The sequence below is a fragment of the Pectobacterium sp. 1950-15 genome, assembly GCF_037136835.1.
Taxonomy (GTDB): domain Bacteria; phylum Pseudomonadota; class Gammaproteobacteria; order Enterobacterales; family Enterobacteriaceae; genus Pectobacterium.
On sequence record NZ_JBBBQR010000006.1, the window covers coordinates 222,190 to 239,015 of the forward strand.

Sequence of the window (16,826 nt, forward strand, 5' to 3'; positions counted from 1 at the left end):
GCGGCCCGTAAGCTCAATCGGTATGACTTCCCACCCGCCGTACCGACTCTCTGACCACCACCTGTCCGGCCAGTTCGGTGCGCTGGGCAATTCCGAGCGCCTGTGAGGGCGTCATTTGCTGCGCCAGCAGCTGTAGCGCCGCGCGAGCAATCGTCTCAAACGGCAGATGCACCGTAGTGAGTGAAACCGGCAGCATATCGAACGGCAGGATGTCGTCCATTCCCATCACCGACATGTCTTCCGGCACCCGTAGTCCGTGCTGATACAACGCGTCGATCACGCCGATGGCCTGATTATCCGCCGCACAGAAAATCGCGGTAACCCCCAGTCTGTCAGGGTTCGCCGTCAGCCAACGCAATAGCGCGTCACGCGCCGTGCGCGGGTGGAAATCCGGCAGCGAAAGGATCAGATCCTCATCGACCGTAATGCCCGCCTGCATGAGCGCATCCCGATAGCCGCGCTCGCGCTGTTTGATCGTCATACGCGACGTCCAGGTCAGGTGCAGGATCCGCGTATGTCCTTGCTCGATCAGGTAGCGCACTCCCGCCGCCGCCGCATAGTGGTTGGCGGGCGTCACGCTGCTTAAGCGCATTGAAGGATCTTCACCGTTGATCAGCACCGCCGGAATCCCGCTTTCCGCGACGGCATTCAGCAGCGTCGGGTGATCGTCATTCACAATCAGAATGCCGCTCTCTTTTCCGCCCTGAAGCTCACGCAGCAACTGCTGTTCGTTAATGGTGTCGTGCTCCCCCAAAAACGGACGCAGTTGGATATTCCGTTGCAAACACAACGTTTTCAGGGCGTTAATCAGCGTCAGCGACACCAGATTGTATTCACTCTCCAGCATCAGGTTGCGCGGCGTCGCCAGCAGAATGTGGCGCAGCGGTTCCGTTTGCGCGACGGTCGCTTTGGCCACTTTATGCAGCGGATAACCCTGCTCGGTGGCAATCGCCATGATGTGCTGCCTGACTTTGGCGCTGATCGGTGCTGTACCGTTCAGCGCACGGGAAACCGTGCTGATGGAAACCCCGGCGCGGTCGGCAATATCCTTGAGTGTCGCCATTATTTCATCCCCGTGTTGGCAATCCCCGTCGTGATGTATTTTTGCAGGAAGACGAACACCGCCGTCACCGGCAGAAGCGAGAGCATCGTCATCGCCAGTATATAATGCCACTGCACCGAGAACTGCCCCTGAAACGCGTTCAGACCGATTTGCAGCGTAAAATTATCCTGACTGGAGAGGACGATCAGCGGCCAGAGGAAATCGTTCCAGCGCCAGATCACCGAGAAGATCGCCAGCACGGCCAGCGCGGGGGCGGTTAACGGCAGGATGATCTTCCAGTAAATACGGAACTCGCTGGCAGCATCGATGCGCGCCGCCTCGATCAGCTCATCGGGGATGGTCAGCATATATTGTCGTAACAGGAATACGCCCGTCGGTGTCGCGACCGTAGGAATAATCACGCCCCACAGGTTATCGCCCATGTTCAGGCCAATCACCACCAGGAACGTCGGCACCATGACCACCGACAGCGGAATCATCATGGTGGAGAGAAACAGCGTCAGCACCGTACCCCGCCCGCGAAATTCGTATTTCGACAGCGCAAACGCCGCCATCGAACTGAGCAACAGGGTCAGCAGCGTCGCCATCACCGTCACGAACACGGTGTTTTTCAGGTACGTCGTAAAGTGGAACTTCGTCAGCGGCGTGGCGTAGTTATCCATCTCCAGATGCAGCGCTTTCATCGGCACCAGATCTTTGGTCGGTACACGTACCACCTCGCTCGGCGCATCCGGGTTCACCAGTTGCGCGATCAGGCCGATGCGCCGCACCAGCGCCATCGTTTTCGCGTCACCATCGTCCTGCTTAACCTGCCACAGCTCCAGCGGCTTCGGGTATTCCGGCAGCGTGATGGTATCGGCCGCCTGCGGCAGAAAGCTGGGCGGAAAACGGTTGATCTCCGCGGGCGTTTTGAACGACGACATTGCCGCCCACATCACTGGAATCAGTACCAGCAGCGTACCGACCACCAGCCAGACCCAGCTCATGATATCGGTGATGTGAATGCGTCCCGGATGGCGGGTGCGGGTGAGAAATGCGATTATCTTCATCATGGCTCCCGTTATTATTTCCCTTCCAGCCGACGCGTCAGCAGGAACTGCAACGCCGTCAGGATCATCAGCACCACGCCCATCAACACCGAGGCTGCCGAGGCCAGCCCGTAGAGCGACGCGTTAGACGAAAAAGCGGTCTGGTAGATGTACTGCACGATAAAGCTGTTGGCCGTACCGGGGCCGCCACCGTTGGTTAACACCCAAGCTTCATCGAAGATCTGCACACTGTTGATGGTCAGCAGAATCACCACCACCAGAATGTTCGGCGCCAGCAGCGGCAGCGTCAGGCGATAAAAACCGCGCCAGCGCGAGGTGCCGTCCACCGCCGCGGCCTCATAAATATCACGCGGGATCGCCTGCAATCCGGCCAGCAGGATCAGGGTATAAAACCCGACGTGAAACCAGACGGAGACAAACACCACCCAGAAGCGCGACAGCGTCGGATCCAGCAGAAAGGTAATCGGCTGCCCGCCGAGCGACGACAGCACCAGATTCAGCAGGCCGTTGCGGTTAAGGAACCACTGCCAGATCAGGCCCACCACCACCGGCGACAGCAGCACCGGATAGAAGAACATCGCGCGGAAAAAGCCTCGGGCGATAATCTTGCGGTTGAGGATTAGCGCCGTCACCAGCGCTACCAGCAGCGTACAGAGCACGTTGAAAAAGGTGAACGACACCGTGTTATAAACACCGGTCCAGAACAGATCCTGTTCACAGCTTGACGGCTCGGCGTAGTTGCCGCAGCTCAGCAACGTGGCAAAGTTATCCACCCCCACGTAGGGGCGTTCCCACAGCAGAATATTGGTGCCGCCGGTAAAGGCGTAGCACACCGCCAGCAGAATCGGAATAAAGACAAAAACGGCGAACAGCAGCATATTCGGCGCGATAAAAAACCACGGCATCACTTTGCGACCACCGAGTTTTTGTAGCAGATTCACTGCTTTCTCTACTGGAGTCACCAGCTTATCAACCAGCGAGCCTGCGGGCAGTAAGGCAATCTTTCTCATGTCGTCCTCTCCCGTCGCGATAATTAATGCGCGGTGCAGCGCGGTAATGTGTCATCCGTTTCGCTATCGAACAGATGGCAATACGCCGCTGGAAAGCGGACGAACACCGACTCACCTGCGGCGAACTCGCGGTGCTGCGCCAGATGGACGATCATCTCGTCGTCAATACCGCCCATTCGCCCGTAGATGAAAGTCTCATGTCCCATCATCTCGCAGCGATCGACGCACAGCGCAATCCCCTCGCCTTCTTCCACCAGTTCACAGTGTGAAGGGCGAATACCGAGCGTGACGTTTTGCCCGACGGTGCCGATAAACGGCAGCACCAGACGATTACCGGACGGGCATTGCACCTCGACGCCATCCGCGCAGGTGGCGACAATCTGCGCCGGGAACATGTTCATGCGCGGCGAGCCAATGAAGCCCGCGACAAATTTGTTTTTCGGCCGATTGAACAGCTCCAATGGCGTGCCAACCTGCTCAATGCGACCCGCGTTCAGCACCACAATGCGCTGCGCCATCGTCATCGCTTCCACCTGATCGTGAGTCACGTAAATCATGGTGGTACGCAGTTTCTGGTGCAGGCGGGACAGCTCGCCGCGCGTCTGCACGCGCAGCTTGGCATCCAGATTGGAGAGCGGTTCATCAAACAGGAACAGATCGGGTTCGCGTACGATCGCACGACCAATGGCTACACGCTGCTGCTGTCCACCCGACAACGCGCGCGGCTTGCGATCCAGATAGGGTTCCAGCCCCAACATACGCGCCGCTTCATCAATACGGCTGTTAATTTCCGCTTTAGGGAAGTGGAGATTTTCCAGCCCGAACGCGAGGTTCTTACGCACCGAGAGGTGCGGATAGAGCGCGTACGACTGGAACACCATCGCAATCTTGCGCTCCGCCGGCGTGAGGTCATTCACCTTGCGCTTGTCGATCCACAGTTCACCGCTGCTGATTTCTTCCAGTCCGGCAATCATGCGTAGCAGCGTGGATTTTCCACAGCCCGACGGGCCGACAAAGACCATGAACTCGCCGTCATGAATCGTTAAGTCCACGCCTTTGATGATGTTCACCGCACCATAACTTTTGTGGACGTTTTTTAGTTCCAGACTCGCCATTGTCAGCCCTCGCAAACAGAATCTAACTGTGCCAATAACATCAGCATGACCAGCGCCTGCCCGTAAGGCACGGCGACATTGGGAATATCGCGATAGAACTGTAAGTCGTGCCCCATCGCCGTGCCGTCCGAGACACCCTGCACCACGCCCTGTGCATCAATCTGCGCCACCACGGCGGCATAGCCTTTTTCCAGCACCTCCTGCGGGAAATCGTGCAGCATTCCCAGCCGACGCGCCGTCAGAATACCAGCGATAAATCCGGCGCTGGCGGAGGTCTCCAGCGGTGAATCCGGGTCATCCAGCAGCGTGTGCCACAGGCCGGACTCGTGCTGGCAGCGCGCCAGCGTGGTCGTTTGCTGTTCCAGAATCGCTTCCAGCGTGCGCAGTACCGGCGCGGACAGCTCATCTTCCGCCAGCACCCGCATTTCCGGCAGCACCAGCGTGATCCAGGCGTTGCCGCGTCCCCAGAATGCGTTGGCATAGTGATGACGACCGACGAACGTCCAGCCGTGATACCACAGCCCGCTGCGCACATCGGCCAGATAGCGCGCGTGCGTGACGAGTTGGTATTCCGCCTCTTCAATCAGATCGCGGCGGGAGAGCAATTTCCCCGCGACCACCAGAAACAGACCGGCCATAAACAGCGTGTCATCCCACAATTGCCCGGTGTTCGGGCGCTCTTTCACCGTGTGCTGAAAGCCGCCGTCCTCGGTTTTCGGCAGCGAGTGCAGCAGCCAGTCCGCCCAATCGCTCACGGTTTCACGCCACTGCGCGGGGGCATCCGGTTTGTCCTGACACAGTAACGCCAACACCAGCATCGGTGCCGTCGAGTTGATCTGACGCGGCGGCAGCCCGGCATCCAGCTTTTGCTGATACCAGTTCGCCAGCGTCGTCAGCATGGTGTCGTCCTGCGTCAAATGCGCCAGCTTCCAGAAACCGTACAGCCCGACGCCAACTTCCCAATCCCACTCTTCGAATTGAATCGTCAGCCCGGCATCCGGCGTGTCGTCCTGCGTCACGCTGTCGATCGCTTTCAGGCGGCAAAATGCCCGCGCCACCTGCGCCAGTAGCGCTTCGGTTTGTTGTCGGTTAAGTGAACCTGTCTGCATGTCATGGGTTTCCTGTGTTGAACTGCGGGACGACCGGGACATCGTCGGGAAAAATGAAAGGCTGCTGCGCCACGCTGAATCCTGCCGTGTGGCTAAAGGCCAGCTCGCCGTAATCGGGATCGTCGATACGCACGCCGTCGCGGTCCTGTATCAGCGAACGCCCTCGGAAGCGGGCAGCAAATGCGGTGAATCCTTGTGCGCCGTCGCCGCTGTCCACGGCAACGAACCAGACGTTCTGTTCGCCATACGCGCGTAGTTCGCCTTCCGCCTGCTGGCCTGCGGTCGCAAACGGCTGTAATCCGGCGGGATTATGGAAGGCGGCATAGCCGTTGCCGCCGCGTACGAAGCACCAGACATCTTCAACGATGACGTCATCCAGCGCGGTTTGCGGCAGATAAAGGTGCGTCCAAGGACGGACATCCTGTTGCAGATCGAACACCATCAGCGCGCGATTACGGTGCTGCATCAGGTGCGGCAAACGCCCGTTGCCCGCCCAGTAAGAAGGACGGTGCACGCCGTCGGGACGATCCTCGCCGGGGTGGTTCACCCACAGGCGGGCGGCATAGTGTGTCCCCAGCCGCACGTCCAGCAGATGCTGCTGGTGTCCTGGCTGGCCGGGGTGATGATCGAAAACGGAAGAAAAGGCGACATCCTGCTGCTTCCAGGCGATGATGCGGGCGCTGCGATTCAGCCCTTGCACCCAACGTGCTTCTGCACCGTGCGGCAGTGACCAGTGTGCAATCCGATCCGTCGTTTCCGGCGGTTGATAGTCGCTCAGGCACAGCAGCGGCAGTGCGGCGCAGTGCGGAATCAGCCAGCCCTCGCCCCACATCAGCGCACACAAACCGGACAGCTCGGTCAACATGCCGGAACGCAGCTCTTTATCGTAGGCGCGTCCCATGGTGCCAACCGCGACACCGTTCTGATGTACCCACGCCGTCATCAGCATGATGCGGTCAATCACCACGCGAGATTTCTCGCGCAGATCGGCGTCCTGTGCCAGTTCGTACAGCGCCACCAGCCCAATCAGATCGATGGGGTAATAGGCCGCCGAATTCCACTCCACCAGCCCGTGCTCCAGAATGGAGTCAAACCAGCGCGTCAGGCGTTCGTGGGCAATCGCCCTTTGCTCCAGACCGCGACGGCCGCTGCATGGGAAGGTGTCATCAGGGAAGTTTTGTCCAGCCAGATATTGCGCGACGTGGAAGCACAGGCAATGGTTTTCGCTCCAGAACCACATGGTGTCGTTGCCCGGCTCATCAATCCAGTAGCGGAAACCGAGAATGGCGCTACGCACGCGACGCCAGTCCTGTGGCGGCAATTGCTGCCCCTGATAGCGCTGCCACAGCCAAATCAGCGGCACCAGTTGAAAATCCGCACAGTCTTCGCGGCGGCTGATTTTTTGCAGCGCGCTGTTGAGAATCGGCGCGGCGGCATCGCTGCCCTCACCTGTCGCAACAATCGCCAGCAGCCGCCCGAGGCGCTCAAAACCGTGCAGCGCGGTATGGCACAATACCGCCTCACGCCGCGCGGCTAGCGTCGGTAAGGCTGGCATCGTTTGTTCAGGCAAGCGACCGAAACTGAGCGTGCGCGTCAGCGTAATACCGTTGCAGGTCGCGGCGCAGACCAGATCGTAGTAGCCCACCAGAGCGGAGGGTAAATCCACCTGCCAGCCCAGATTACTAGCAGGCAGCGTCTGTTTCTGCTGCCATGCGGGGACGGATTCGTTGACGTTGCCAATCAGCCGATGCGCCATCGTCACGGACTCCGGCAACGGCTGCGTGCTGTTCAGCACCAGTACGGGCGGTTGGATCAGGTTATTTTCCAGCGTCAGCCCGTTTATCCAGCCATCCAGCGCGGCCAGCTGTGCGCTGAGCGCCGCGTCGTCATCAAGCTGCCAGAAGAGCGTGTCTTCCCCCTGATAGCACAGGCTGAACAGGTAATCGGTATCGCGCTCGCACAGTTCTTCGCTATGTACCACCAGCGTGTTCGCCCCTGCTTTCAGCGACAGCGTGATAGCACAGGTTTGTTCGGTATTACGGGTAAAGGGCGTAAAGCGGGCAACCTGCTCGCCGTTCAGCCACAGCGTGACGCCGCCGCAGGTGCTGAGCGTAAAGGGTGCCGGCTGCGCGCTATCGCTGTGGATCACGCAGCGGGAAAACCGCTGAACGTGAACCGGACACGGCCAGAAATCGCTGAAATTCACGCTGCGGCTTTCATCGCCGCCGCTCCACATCAGCGGGAAGCGTAAATTATCCGGCAACGCCACCTCGCGCTTTGCCTCTTCCTGCAAAAAACGCACGCGGCAGGGCAGCACACCAACATCGACAAAGCCGTTAATAAAGCGGTAATTCACCTTATCCGGCAGCGTATCCGGTTCGGCGAAATAACGTTTTTCCGTCAATTCGGTAATCAAAAACCGATTAATGACGCCGTTCTTCTTTAATTTCCAACCGATATTCATACGGAATCCTGTTTACGGCTTTGACAAATAAAATAACGAAAATGTATGGCTGCACGTATTTGCACTTCCTCTGTGCGTACGCTGCCAATATTTAGGGCAGCGAGTCATTTCCTGCACTGTAATATCGCAATTAGAATGCAAATTTGCATTAAATTGCCATTTGCATTCATTTATTGACATTTCGCATTAATAAATAAGATTCTCACGTTTATATATGTGATTAATATCACAAAAACGCTTTATTTAAATCAACATTTAAAATATCTTTAACCTGCCTCACATAAATCAGTCGAGGTTCTGTCCATGATTGCATGATGAAAATGACAGATGAATGCAAATTTGCATTAATTAAAAAACAGCCTAAATCTCAGGAATAAAATAAACCCCGTCGCCAACGCCAGGGTATTTACGTCATTAATCAAACATCAGATGTGCTCACCAACGGAGAGGTTTATGATGCGTTCCAACACCGCGTTATTTTTTTCCGCCCTTGCACTGGGGTTATTCAGCAGCAGCGCGTTAGCCGCTAAAACGCAAATAACATTTTTATATAGTGACGACGATCCCGAATTAGTGCATTTCATGGAGCAGAAAGTAAAAGCTTTCTCCCAAAGCAATGAGCGCATCGATGTGAATTTTGTCAGCACCGGCTATAACGCGCTGCAAACGCAGTTACCGATGCAGCTGGCGGCGGGCTTAGGCCCGGATATTGCCAAAACCACACAAATGGGATTGCTCGGGTATACGCTGGATTTGCGCCCTTACCTGAAAGACCCCGCCGACTTTGAGAAACGCTACAGCGCCGGTATCGAAAAGATCATGCGCGTGAAAGGCGTGCATAAAGCCGATGCGCTGCCGGGCTTTGTCGCGTCCTGGACGGCCGATCTGCCGTTCGTTAACGTGACGCTGTTTGAACAGGCGGGCGTTCCTCTGCCGCAGCCGGGTTATACGATTGATGATTTGATGAAAGCCTCGAAGCTGGTCGCGGAAAAAACCGGTGTACATATCCCCTTCACCATCGACCGCAGCGGTTTCCGCTTCTCCGGCCCGGCCTACTCTTACGGCGCACGCTACGATAAAGACGGGCTGATCAACTTCCCGGACGCCGCCGCGCAGCAGTGGATTAAAGATCTGAAACGCTGGTCAGATGAAGGCGTGTTCCCACGAGAAATGTGGGGCGCAGCGGGCGGCGGTCAGTACAAGAGCATGGCGGACGATTTCGTGAACGGCAACATCGTGACCTACTTCTCCGGCAACTGGCTGTTGAACCAGTTCAGTAAGCAGATTGGCGACGGTTTTGACTGGAAAGTGCTGCCCGCACCTTGCAAAGAGAAGTGTATTTCGATGGGCGGTGCGACCTTTATCATGCCGTTCACCACCACCAAACACCCGCAGGAAGTGGCCGAATTCATGGAGTGGCTGGGCAGCGAACCGCTACAGCGTGAGATTGCCGAGCGCTTCAATATCATCGTCGGCGCGGATATTACCGATCTGCACTACCAGACCAAAGATAAGCACGTGATCGACGGCCTGAACACCGCGCGCGAAGAGATCAAAAAGATCCCGTCTTACGTCTTTGATTGGGAACGCATGGAAAGTTTGGGTGCGAACGAACTGTACCCGATCATTCTGACGCGCTTTACCCAATACCTGAACGATCAAGTGTCGTTTGATGAGTATCTGCGCCTGACGTCAAACGATGTGAAGCGCCTCAACGAGACGATCGCGACGAATCAACAACAGCGGAAAAACGCACCGTGAAATGGCAACTGAGGGAGATCGACATTGATGGCGATCGCCCCTTTGATCGGGCGCAGGAAAGTGCGTTGTGCGAACAGCGCTGGCCGGGGCAAAGCCGCTGTCTGCTGGTCAGCGGCGGTTTTACTCGGCTGCTGCACTGGCATGACGGCCTCCTGACCTGCCGCGGCGGCGACAGCTTTCCTATCGGCAATCCGGCCAGCCTGTCGCGGCTGGGGCTGTGGGCGGTACAGGAGATGCTACAGGCCGTTGAGGGCATCACGCCGCTTACGCCGCTCAGTGAAGCGCTGTTTCTGCACGTCGATAAGCATGTCGATCGGGTTATCGACTGGTCAAAGCAGGCGCAGGCCGCTGACTACAGCACGCTCGGACAAATAGTGCTGGCACACCCGCAGGACGCGCTGGCGGTGCAGTTGCTGACCCGCTGCGCCAGCGAGCTAGCCCTGTTAATCAACAGCCTGCCGGATTCACAGACTGACGCCGTCGATCTCTGCGGCGATCTGGCGGCTGCCTGCCTTCCCTATCTGGATTCAGGAGCACGCGCATCATGACGACATGGCTGTATGCCGGTGTAGATGGCGGCGGCACTGGCTGTCGGGCACGTATTTATCAGGCCGACGGTACGCCGCTCGGTCAGGGACACGGCGGCCGTGCCAATCTGCTGCTCGGCGTGGGAAGCGTACGCCAGTCGGTGGACGATGCCATCGCGCAGGCGTTGAAGCACAGCGGGCTGTCGCCGGATGACGTATCCCGGCTGAAAGTCGGACTGGCACTCGCCAGTGCGGAACATCGCGCCGCCTACGAGGCGTTTCTGGCGTTGCCACATCCGTATGCCGCTCAGGTACTCAATACCGATGCATTGGGTGCCTGTCTGGCCGTCAATCAAGGGAAAGACGCAGGCGTGGTCATTGCCGGAACCGGCTCCTGCGGGCTGGCGTGGCAGAACCAGACGATTACCGCCTATGGCGGCCATGAATTCCCGATTTCCGATCAGGGTAGCGGCGCACGGCTTGGGCTGGCGGCGCTGCAACACACCTATAATGTGCTGCAAGGCTGGTGCGCGCCGTCTGCGCTCAGTCAGCGTATCGACGATTTCTTTTCCGCCAGCTCAGCGCACGCGCAGGCTGCCAACACGCTCGACGCGCTACAGACATTTAGCCAGCAGGCGAAACCAGGCGATTATGCGCAGTTCGCCCGCCACGTATTTGACTGCGCTCAGCAGAATGATGCCGTTTCTCACGCGCTGCTGGCGCAGACGGCCAGCGAAATCAGCCTGCTGTTAGCCGCCGTGGCGCGCCATGCCACACCTCGCTTATCGCTCATGGGCAGCATCGGCTTACATATTCGTCCCTGGCTGCCGGACGAGTGGCAATCCCAACTCGCCGCCCCGATGGGCGATGCGCTCGACGGCGCACGATTGATTGCCTGTCATGATTATGCGTTATACAGCCATCCGTTATAAAAAATAAATAATGCCGGAGACATCAATGACATCACTCACTCGCAGAACCTTCGTCAAGCTCGGTGCAGGCAGCGCCATTACGCTGGCTGGCGGTTTTTTTCACGCCAACGCCGAATCCTCAGCGACCGCCAGTCCGCTGCGCATTGCCATTATTTCGGATGTCCACGTCCACAATATCTACGGCAACTACGATTTTGACGGCCTGCCCGATGCGCAGACCGGAAAGAAGCTGACCATTCGCACCCTGAAAGATTCGGTGAATTCGACCCGTATCTTCAATGAGCCCTACTTTGCGCTGCTCGCCGCGCTGGACGAACTGGCAAAACAGCAGGTGAAATACGTGGTGCTGTCCGGCGATTATTCTGATGACGGCCAACAGCCTACCGTTGAAGGCATTGCCGCCATCCTGACGCAGTATGAACAGCGCCACGGCATGCGCTTCTTCGCCACGCCGGGCAACCACGATGTCAATCGTCCACAGGGTGATGACTCCTGGCAAAGAATGCTCAACGCCGACGGCAGCAGCACCATGCTGAGCAGCAAGCCCGGCGTTAAGCTTGGCGACGCGCAGTCGCTGATTGTTACGGCTAAGATGCAGGCACTCGGCTATGAACGCGGCCTGCCGCTGATGAAGCCGTTTGGTTTCTTTAAACGCGACGACTTCCTGCACTGGGAAACGCCGTTTGGCGACAGTGACGAACTCAGTAAACGCCAGTATCTCGCCCGTTCACCGGACGGCAGCAAACAGTGGGACATTGTGGACGCGTCCTATCTGGTGGAGCCGGAAGCGGGACTGTGGCTGCTTTCCATCGATGCCAACGTGTATCAGGTCAAAGACGGCCCAGAGAAACGTGAAGGGATTGAAGGCTATTCCACCAGCAGCAACACGGGCTGGAACGCCTTGCTGACCGAGAAACCGTTCATGCTGCCGTGGGTGAAATCGGTGGTACAGCGGGCGAAAGCGCAGAATAAGAAGCTGCTGGTGTTCTCACACTATCCGCTGGTCGATTTCCTAGACGGCACGGTGGAGGACGAAAAACAGCTGTTTGGCAGCAACAGCTTCATTAAGCGCACGCCGCGACCGGAGGTCGCCGAACAGGCGCTGGCGGCCGGAATCCGCCTGCACTTCAGCGGCCACCTGCACGTCAACGACACCGGCGTGTATCGCGGTTCACAAGGGACTCTGGTGAATGTCGCGGTGCCGTCGCTGGCCGCCTACCCGCCCGCGATGAAACTGGCGACGCTGCATGGCGATCGCGTCGATATCGACACGCTGGTTCTGCGCAACGTGCCACAGTTCAACCATCTGTTCCCGTTTTATCAGAAAGAGCTGGAGCGCACCGGTGAGCCGCTGGGCGACATTCTGAAAAGCCGCGATTACTACGACTTCCTGCACCATCATCTGGCGCTGCTGGTACGCCAGCGTTTTCTGGTGAAAGACTGGCCGGAAGATTTATCGCCTCTCATCAATACGCTGAACTGCGGCGATCTGCTGTGGATCGCCCAGCAGCAGGATCCACTCAGCGCCAAAACGCTGCCTGACGCCGCTGAGCGCAAACCAAAGGCGGTAGCAGGCACAGATGGGTTACAGGATATTTCACTGCTCACGCTGGTGACCGACTGGTATTGCCTGCGCAACGGCAGCGATCTCGCCTGGCAGGATATTCCGGCAGCGCGGGTGAAGCAGTACCGCGCCCTGCTGGCGGCCTACACGCCAACGGCCACACTGCCGCCGGACAGCCTGCAATACCGCTTCGGCCTGATGCTAAAAATCCTCGCTGGTTACATCAACGATGAGCCTGCCACTCGCTTTATGGTTGATATGCAGGGGAATTTCCTAACAGTATAAGATTTTCTCTTTCGGGGCGGCTTCGTGCGCCACACTGGAGATAAAACTGAGCCAACTCACATGCTCACGGGTCTTCTCTTCACGGCGTAAAAAATTATGCTGAGGTGAACATGAACGCCGAGTGAGCGGCATGGACGCCGCGAAAGCCAGTGCCGCGTCGGGAACGCGTCACTGGCGGCTCGAAAAGCGGGCATGGGCACCGAAGGAACCGCGTTAGCGGCATAATTTCCGCCAAAAGCCGGGGTTCATAGGGGGCTGGCGTAGCCCCCTATGTCGGGCGCGTGCTACGACGTAGCATGAAGAGGACAGTGCTCGATGCGCACGAAATCCCCCCATACCTGTCAGCAATCACACCAAAGCTCCCCTATCCCCTTACATACTTTCTTACCTATTACCCCTATCGTCATCGATAAAAATCGGTATGTTATAATATAACAAATTAGCTTTTTACCGATGATAATGACAAGTTTTTACTCCCTCTCCGCGCTTAAGCGCGTGTTACTGGTTTCCCTGCTGTTGGTGCTGTTGTGGCTATTGGTCGGGTGGGCGGTGGTGTTGCCATGATTGCCCTACAGGAACTGGCCGTTGGCTATCGTCGTCAGCCGCCTCTCGCGACAATCAGCGGATGTTTCCATCAGGGTTCGCTGACGGCGATTATCGGCGCAAACGGCTGCGGAAAATCCACATTGCTGAAAACGCTGGCTGGCCTGCTGCCACCGCTTTCCGGCTCATTCCGCCTCGGCGATGACAGCAAAGATAATGCCATCGGCTATTTGCCGCAGCTCTCTGAATTCGATCGGCAGTTCCCTATCAGCGTACGCGATCTGGTACTCATGGGGTCATTGCCCCATCGCGGCTTGCTGCGGAGTATCAACGCCAACTGGCATCGAAAAGCGACCGATGCGCTCGACGCCGTCTCCATGGCGGACTTCGCCGATCGGCATATTGGCGTCCTGTCCGGTGGGCAGCTACAGCGCGTGCTCTTCGCGCGGCTACTGCTGACACAGGCTCCCATCATTCTGCTGGATGAACCTTTTACCGGCATCGATAGCCAAACCACGCAGGCGCTTTTACAGACAATCGAGCAGCTTCACGCCGAAGGAAGAACCATTCTGGCCGTGTTGCACGACTTGGAACTGGTCGGTCAGCACTTCCCGAACATCTTGCATCTCACTCCGGACGGCCATCGCTGGGGAGATGCTCAGCCCATACTACATAGCCTGCGCAAGGCCGACAGCGATACGCCAACGCTCAGGATCGTCACGTCATGATGTTATTTCACCTGATCACCTCTCCTTTTGCCGAATTCGGTTTTATGCGTCGTGCGCTGGTCGGCTGTCTGGTCATCACGCTAAGCGCCGCGCCGCTGGGCTGTTTCCTGCTGCTGCGGCGCATGAGCCTGATTGGCGATGCATTGTCGCACGCGGTCTTACCCGGTGTCGCCATCGGCTATCTCATCTCCGGGATGTCGCTGCTGGCGATGGGAATCGGCGGCTTTATCGCCGGACTGGCCGTCGCCATGCTCTCCGGCTTCGTCACCCGCCACACGGAATTAAAAGAGGACGCCAGCTTTGCCGGGTTTTACCTCGGCTCGCTGGCGCTCGGCGTCACGTTGGTGTCACTGCGCGGCTCCAGCGTCGATCTGCTGCATGTGCTGTTCGGGTCGATCCTCGCAGTGGATCGCGCCGCGCTGATCGACATTGCGCTGATCGGATCGACCTCTTTGCTGGTGCTGGCTGTGATCTATCGGGCGCTGGTGATTGAATCGTTTGATGTGACCTTCCTGCGCATCAGTTCAGGCCGCTATCGGGCGTTGATCCATGGCCTATTTCTGTCGCTGGTGGTGCTGAATCTGGTCGCCGGGTTCCAGCTGCTAGGCACACTGATGACGGTCGGCATGATGATGCTACCTGCCGCCAGCGCACGCTTCTGGACGCAGCGTCTGCCCGTCATGCTCGGCATTGCAGTGCTGCAAGGAATGGCCGCCAGCCTGATCGGCCTGCTGTGGTCTTACTATGCCGAGCTGCCCGCCGGGCCTGCCATCATCCTGACGATTACACTGTTTTTCTGTTTCTCGGTTTGTGTTGGTCACAACGGTGGGCTGTTACGCCAGCGTCGTTGACCGATGAATCTCGTTATCTGCAACTTTCTGTGAGGGAAAAATGAAACGTTCACTGTTAGCTATTGCGTTATCCGGCCTGCTGCTTAGCCCACTGGCGATGGCAAAGAATCTTGATGTGGTTGCCAGCTTTTCCGTACTTGGCGATATGGTCAGCCATATCGGTGGCGATCATGTGACCGTGACCGATATGGTGAAGCCCAATGGCGATCCGCATGAGTTTGAACCCTCGCCGAAAGACAGCAAAATGCTGGCTCACGCCGATCTGGTTTTCGTTAACGGGCTGGGGCTGGAAGGGTGGATCGATCGGCTGGTCACCGCATCCGGCTATCATGGCGACGTGATTACGGCCTCAAACGGGATTGAAACCCGCACCATGGTGGAAGACGGCAAAACGGAAACCGATCCCCATGTCTGGAACAGCATGAGCAACGGCGTGATCTACGCGCACAATATCGTCAACGCGCTGGTGAAAGCCGACCCAGCGAATGCCGATTACTATCGTCAACAGGGCGAAGCCTATATCAAGCAGCTACAGGAGCTGGACAGCTACGCGAAGAAAACCTTTGCCGCTATTCCGCCAGAAAAACGTAAGGTGCTAACCAGCCATGACGCGTTTGGCTATTTCAGCCAGGCCTACGGCGTGAAGTTCCTGTCACCGGTGGGCTACTCGACCGAATCGGAAGCCAGCAGCAAAAAAGTGGCCTCACTGATTAAGCAAATCAAACAAGAGAAAGTGAAAAGCTACTTCATTGAAAACCAGACCGACGCACGTCTGGTGAAACAAATTGCCGATGCCAGCGGCGCCCAGCCCGGTGGTGAACTGTACCCGGAAGCCCTGACCGACGCCTCCGGCCCTGCCGCAACCTATACGGCCGCGTTTAAGCACAACGTCGATACCCTCGCGGCCAGCATGAAGTAGATACGTAAGATTTAGTCAGCACACAGGGGAAAAGGAAAGACAGCGCCACGGATGGCACCTCACCTCGCTTACACCAGCGTTAGATTGAATGTTTTACCTTTCAGTTGCTCCTGCACCTCGGACGCGAGCGCACTGTCGGTGATGATATCGGTCAGTTCAGACAGCGGCGTCACGCAGAACAGCGAATAGGCGCCATATTTACTGCTGTCCGCCAGCAGTATCCGGCGGCTGGCATTTACGCCGAGATCTTGCTTCACGCCCGCTTTTTCTTCCGTCGGCGTGGTGATCCCTTTATCCAGGCTCCACGAGTTGCAGCTGATAAACGCGATATCGGGGTAAATGCTGCGTAACAGGCGACGACCGTGCTCACCAATACAGGACTGGCTGCTGTCATCAATACGCCCACCGATAATCGTCACTTCGATCTGCTTAAACTCAGACAGGAACAGCGCAATTTGCAAATCGGCAGTAATCACGCGCAGCGGCAAATGCGTCAGGTGACGCGCCAGTTCCAGCATGGTCGTTCCTGCATCCAGCACCACCGCACTACCCGGTTTGACCAGCGTTGCGGCATAGCGCGCTATCGCCTGCTTTTCCTGAAGGCTGCGCTGTAATTTTTCATTCGTGGTCGGTTGGGAAGGAATAAAACGATTGAGCGTTACGCCGCCATGACTGCGACTAATCACGCCCTGCTCATCCAACTTGATTAAATCACGGCGGATCGTCGCTGGGGAAGCGTCGATCACAGACACCAACTCATCTACCGTCACCAGATTATGGCTTTTCAGATAATCCATAATCTGATCAAGACGGCTCTGGCCTCTTACTTTATCCCCGCTCATGCGGAAAGCATCGGTTAATGTAGGATCCACGGCGATATCCATCTTGCTGTCATAAAGTTACTGT

Annotated in this window: 14 protein-coding genes; 7 read left to right on the forward strand and 7 right to left on the reverse strand. The window is 57.4% G+C overall.

From position 1 onward, the window contains the following. Window positions 1–13: 13 nt before the first annotated feature. Genes WCT94_RS09500 through WCT94_RS09525 form a run of 6 tightly spaced genes read right to left on the reverse strand, consistent with a single transcriptional unit; the run spans window position 14 to window position 7,810 of the window. Window positions 14–1,063, reverse strand: coding sequence for a LacI family DNA-binding transcriptional regulator (locus WCT94_RS09500; protein ID WP_336869284.1), 1,050 nt, complete (start codon window positions 1,061–1,063; stop codon window positions 14–16). After that, entirely contained in the window at window positions 1,063–2,115 is a 1,053-nt protein-coding gene (locus WCT94_RS09505; protein WP_043881831.1) for a carbohydrate ABC transporter permease, read from the reverse strand. Before WCT94_RS09505 ends, WCT94_RS09500 begins: the two co-directional genes overlap by 1 nt. A gap of 11 nt (window positions 2,116–2,126) precedes the next feature. After that, a complete protein-coding gene (locus WCT94_RS09510) occupies window positions 2,127–3,122 on the reverse strand; it encodes a carbohydrate ABC transporter permease (protein WP_180778586.1) in 996 nt (331 codons plus the stop codon). A 23-nt stretch (window positions 3,123–3,145) separates the two neighbouring features. Continuing rightward, entirely contained in the window at window positions 3,146–4,237 is a 1,092-nt protein-coding gene (locus WCT94_RS09515; protein ID WP_336869286.1) for an ABC transporter ATP-binding protein, read from the reverse strand. A 2-nt stretch (window positions 4,238–4,239) separates the two neighbouring features. After that, the gene (gene bglB / locus WCT94_RS09520) at window positions 4,240–5,346 is read right to left on the reverse strand and encodes a beta-galactosidase BglB (protein ID WP_182100583.1); all 1,107 of its coding nucleotides are present in this window, start codon (window positions 5,344–5,346) and stop codon (window positions 4,240–4,242) included. A 1-nt stretch (window position 5,347) separates the two neighbouring features. Continuing rightward, window positions 5,348–7,810, reverse strand: coding sequence for a hypothetical protein (locus WCT94_RS09525; RefSeq protein WP_336869288.1), 2,463 nt, complete (start codon window positions 7,808–7,810; stop codon window positions 5,348–5,350). Window positions 7,811–8,263: 453 nt separating this feature from the next. On the opposite strand from WCT94_RS09525, the gene WCT94_RS09530 reads away from it, so the two are divergent. The 7 genes from WCT94_RS09530 to WCT94_RS09560 all read left to right on the forward strand — a co-directional run bounded on the left by WCT94_RS09530 (window position 8,264) and on the right by WCT94_RS09560 (window position 15,920). Beyond that, window positions 8,264–9,571, forward strand: coding sequence for an ABC transporter substrate-binding protein (locus WCT94_RS09530; RefSeq protein WP_336869290.1), 1,308 nt, complete (start codon window positions 8,264–8,266; stop codon window positions 9,569–9,571). Next, complete coding sequence (locus WCT94_RS09535) at window positions 9,568–10,119, forward strand: glucosamine kinase (protein WP_336869291.1); 552 nt, start codon at window positions 9,568–9,570, stop codon at window positions 10,117–10,119. Before WCT94_RS09530 ends, WCT94_RS09535 begins: the two co-directional genes overlap by 4 nt. Beyond that, window positions 10,116–11,030 (forward strand): BadF/BadG/BcrA/BcrD ATPase family protein, encoded by a 915-nt coding sequence (locus WCT94_RS09540; RefSeq protein WP_336869292.1) that lies wholly within the window; start codon window positions 10,116–10,118, stop codon window positions 11,028–11,030. The genes WCT94_RS09535 and WCT94_RS09540 overlap by 4 nt, the downstream gene beginning before the upstream one ends. A gap of 25 nt (window positions 11,031–11,055) precedes the next feature. Beyond that, window positions 11,056–12,879 (forward strand): metallophosphoesterase family protein, encoded by a 1,824-nt coding sequence (locus tag WCT94_RS09545; RefSeq protein ID WP_336869293.1) that lies wholly within the window; start codon window positions 11,056–11,058, stop codon window positions 12,877–12,879. Between the two features lie 560 nt (window positions 12,880–13,439). Next, the gene (locus WCT94_RS09550; RefSeq protein ID WP_336869340.1) at window positions 13,440–14,150 is read left to right on the forward strand and encodes a metal ABC transporter ATP-binding protein; all 711 of its coding nucleotides are present in this window, start codon (window positions 13,440–13,442) and stop codon (window positions 14,148–14,150) included. Continuing rightward, window positions 14,147–15,001, forward strand: coding sequence for a metal ABC transporter permease (locus WCT94_RS09555; protein ID WP_336869295.1), 855 nt, complete (start codon window positions 14,147–14,149; stop codon window positions 14,999–15,001). Before WCT94_RS09550 ends, WCT94_RS09555 begins: the two co-directional genes overlap by 4 nt. A 40-nt stretch (window positions 15,002–15,041) precedes the next feature. Further along, window positions 15,042–15,920, forward strand: coding sequence for a metal ABC transporter substrate-binding protein (locus WCT94_RS09560; RefSeq protein WP_336869297.1), 879 nt, complete (start codon window positions 15,042–15,044; stop codon window positions 15,918–15,920). Window positions 15,921–15,988: 68 nt separating this feature from the next. Here WCT94_RS09560 and WCT94_RS09565 read toward each other — a convergent pair whose 3' ends face one another. Next, the gene (locus tag WCT94_RS09565) at window positions 15,989–16,804 is read right to left on the reverse strand and encodes a DeoR/GlpR family DNA-binding transcription regulator (RefSeq protein ID WP_336869298.1); all 816 of its coding nucleotides are present in this window, start codon (window positions 16,802–16,804) and stop codon (window positions 15,989–15,991) included. Window positions 16,805–16,826: the final 22 nt, after the last annotated feature.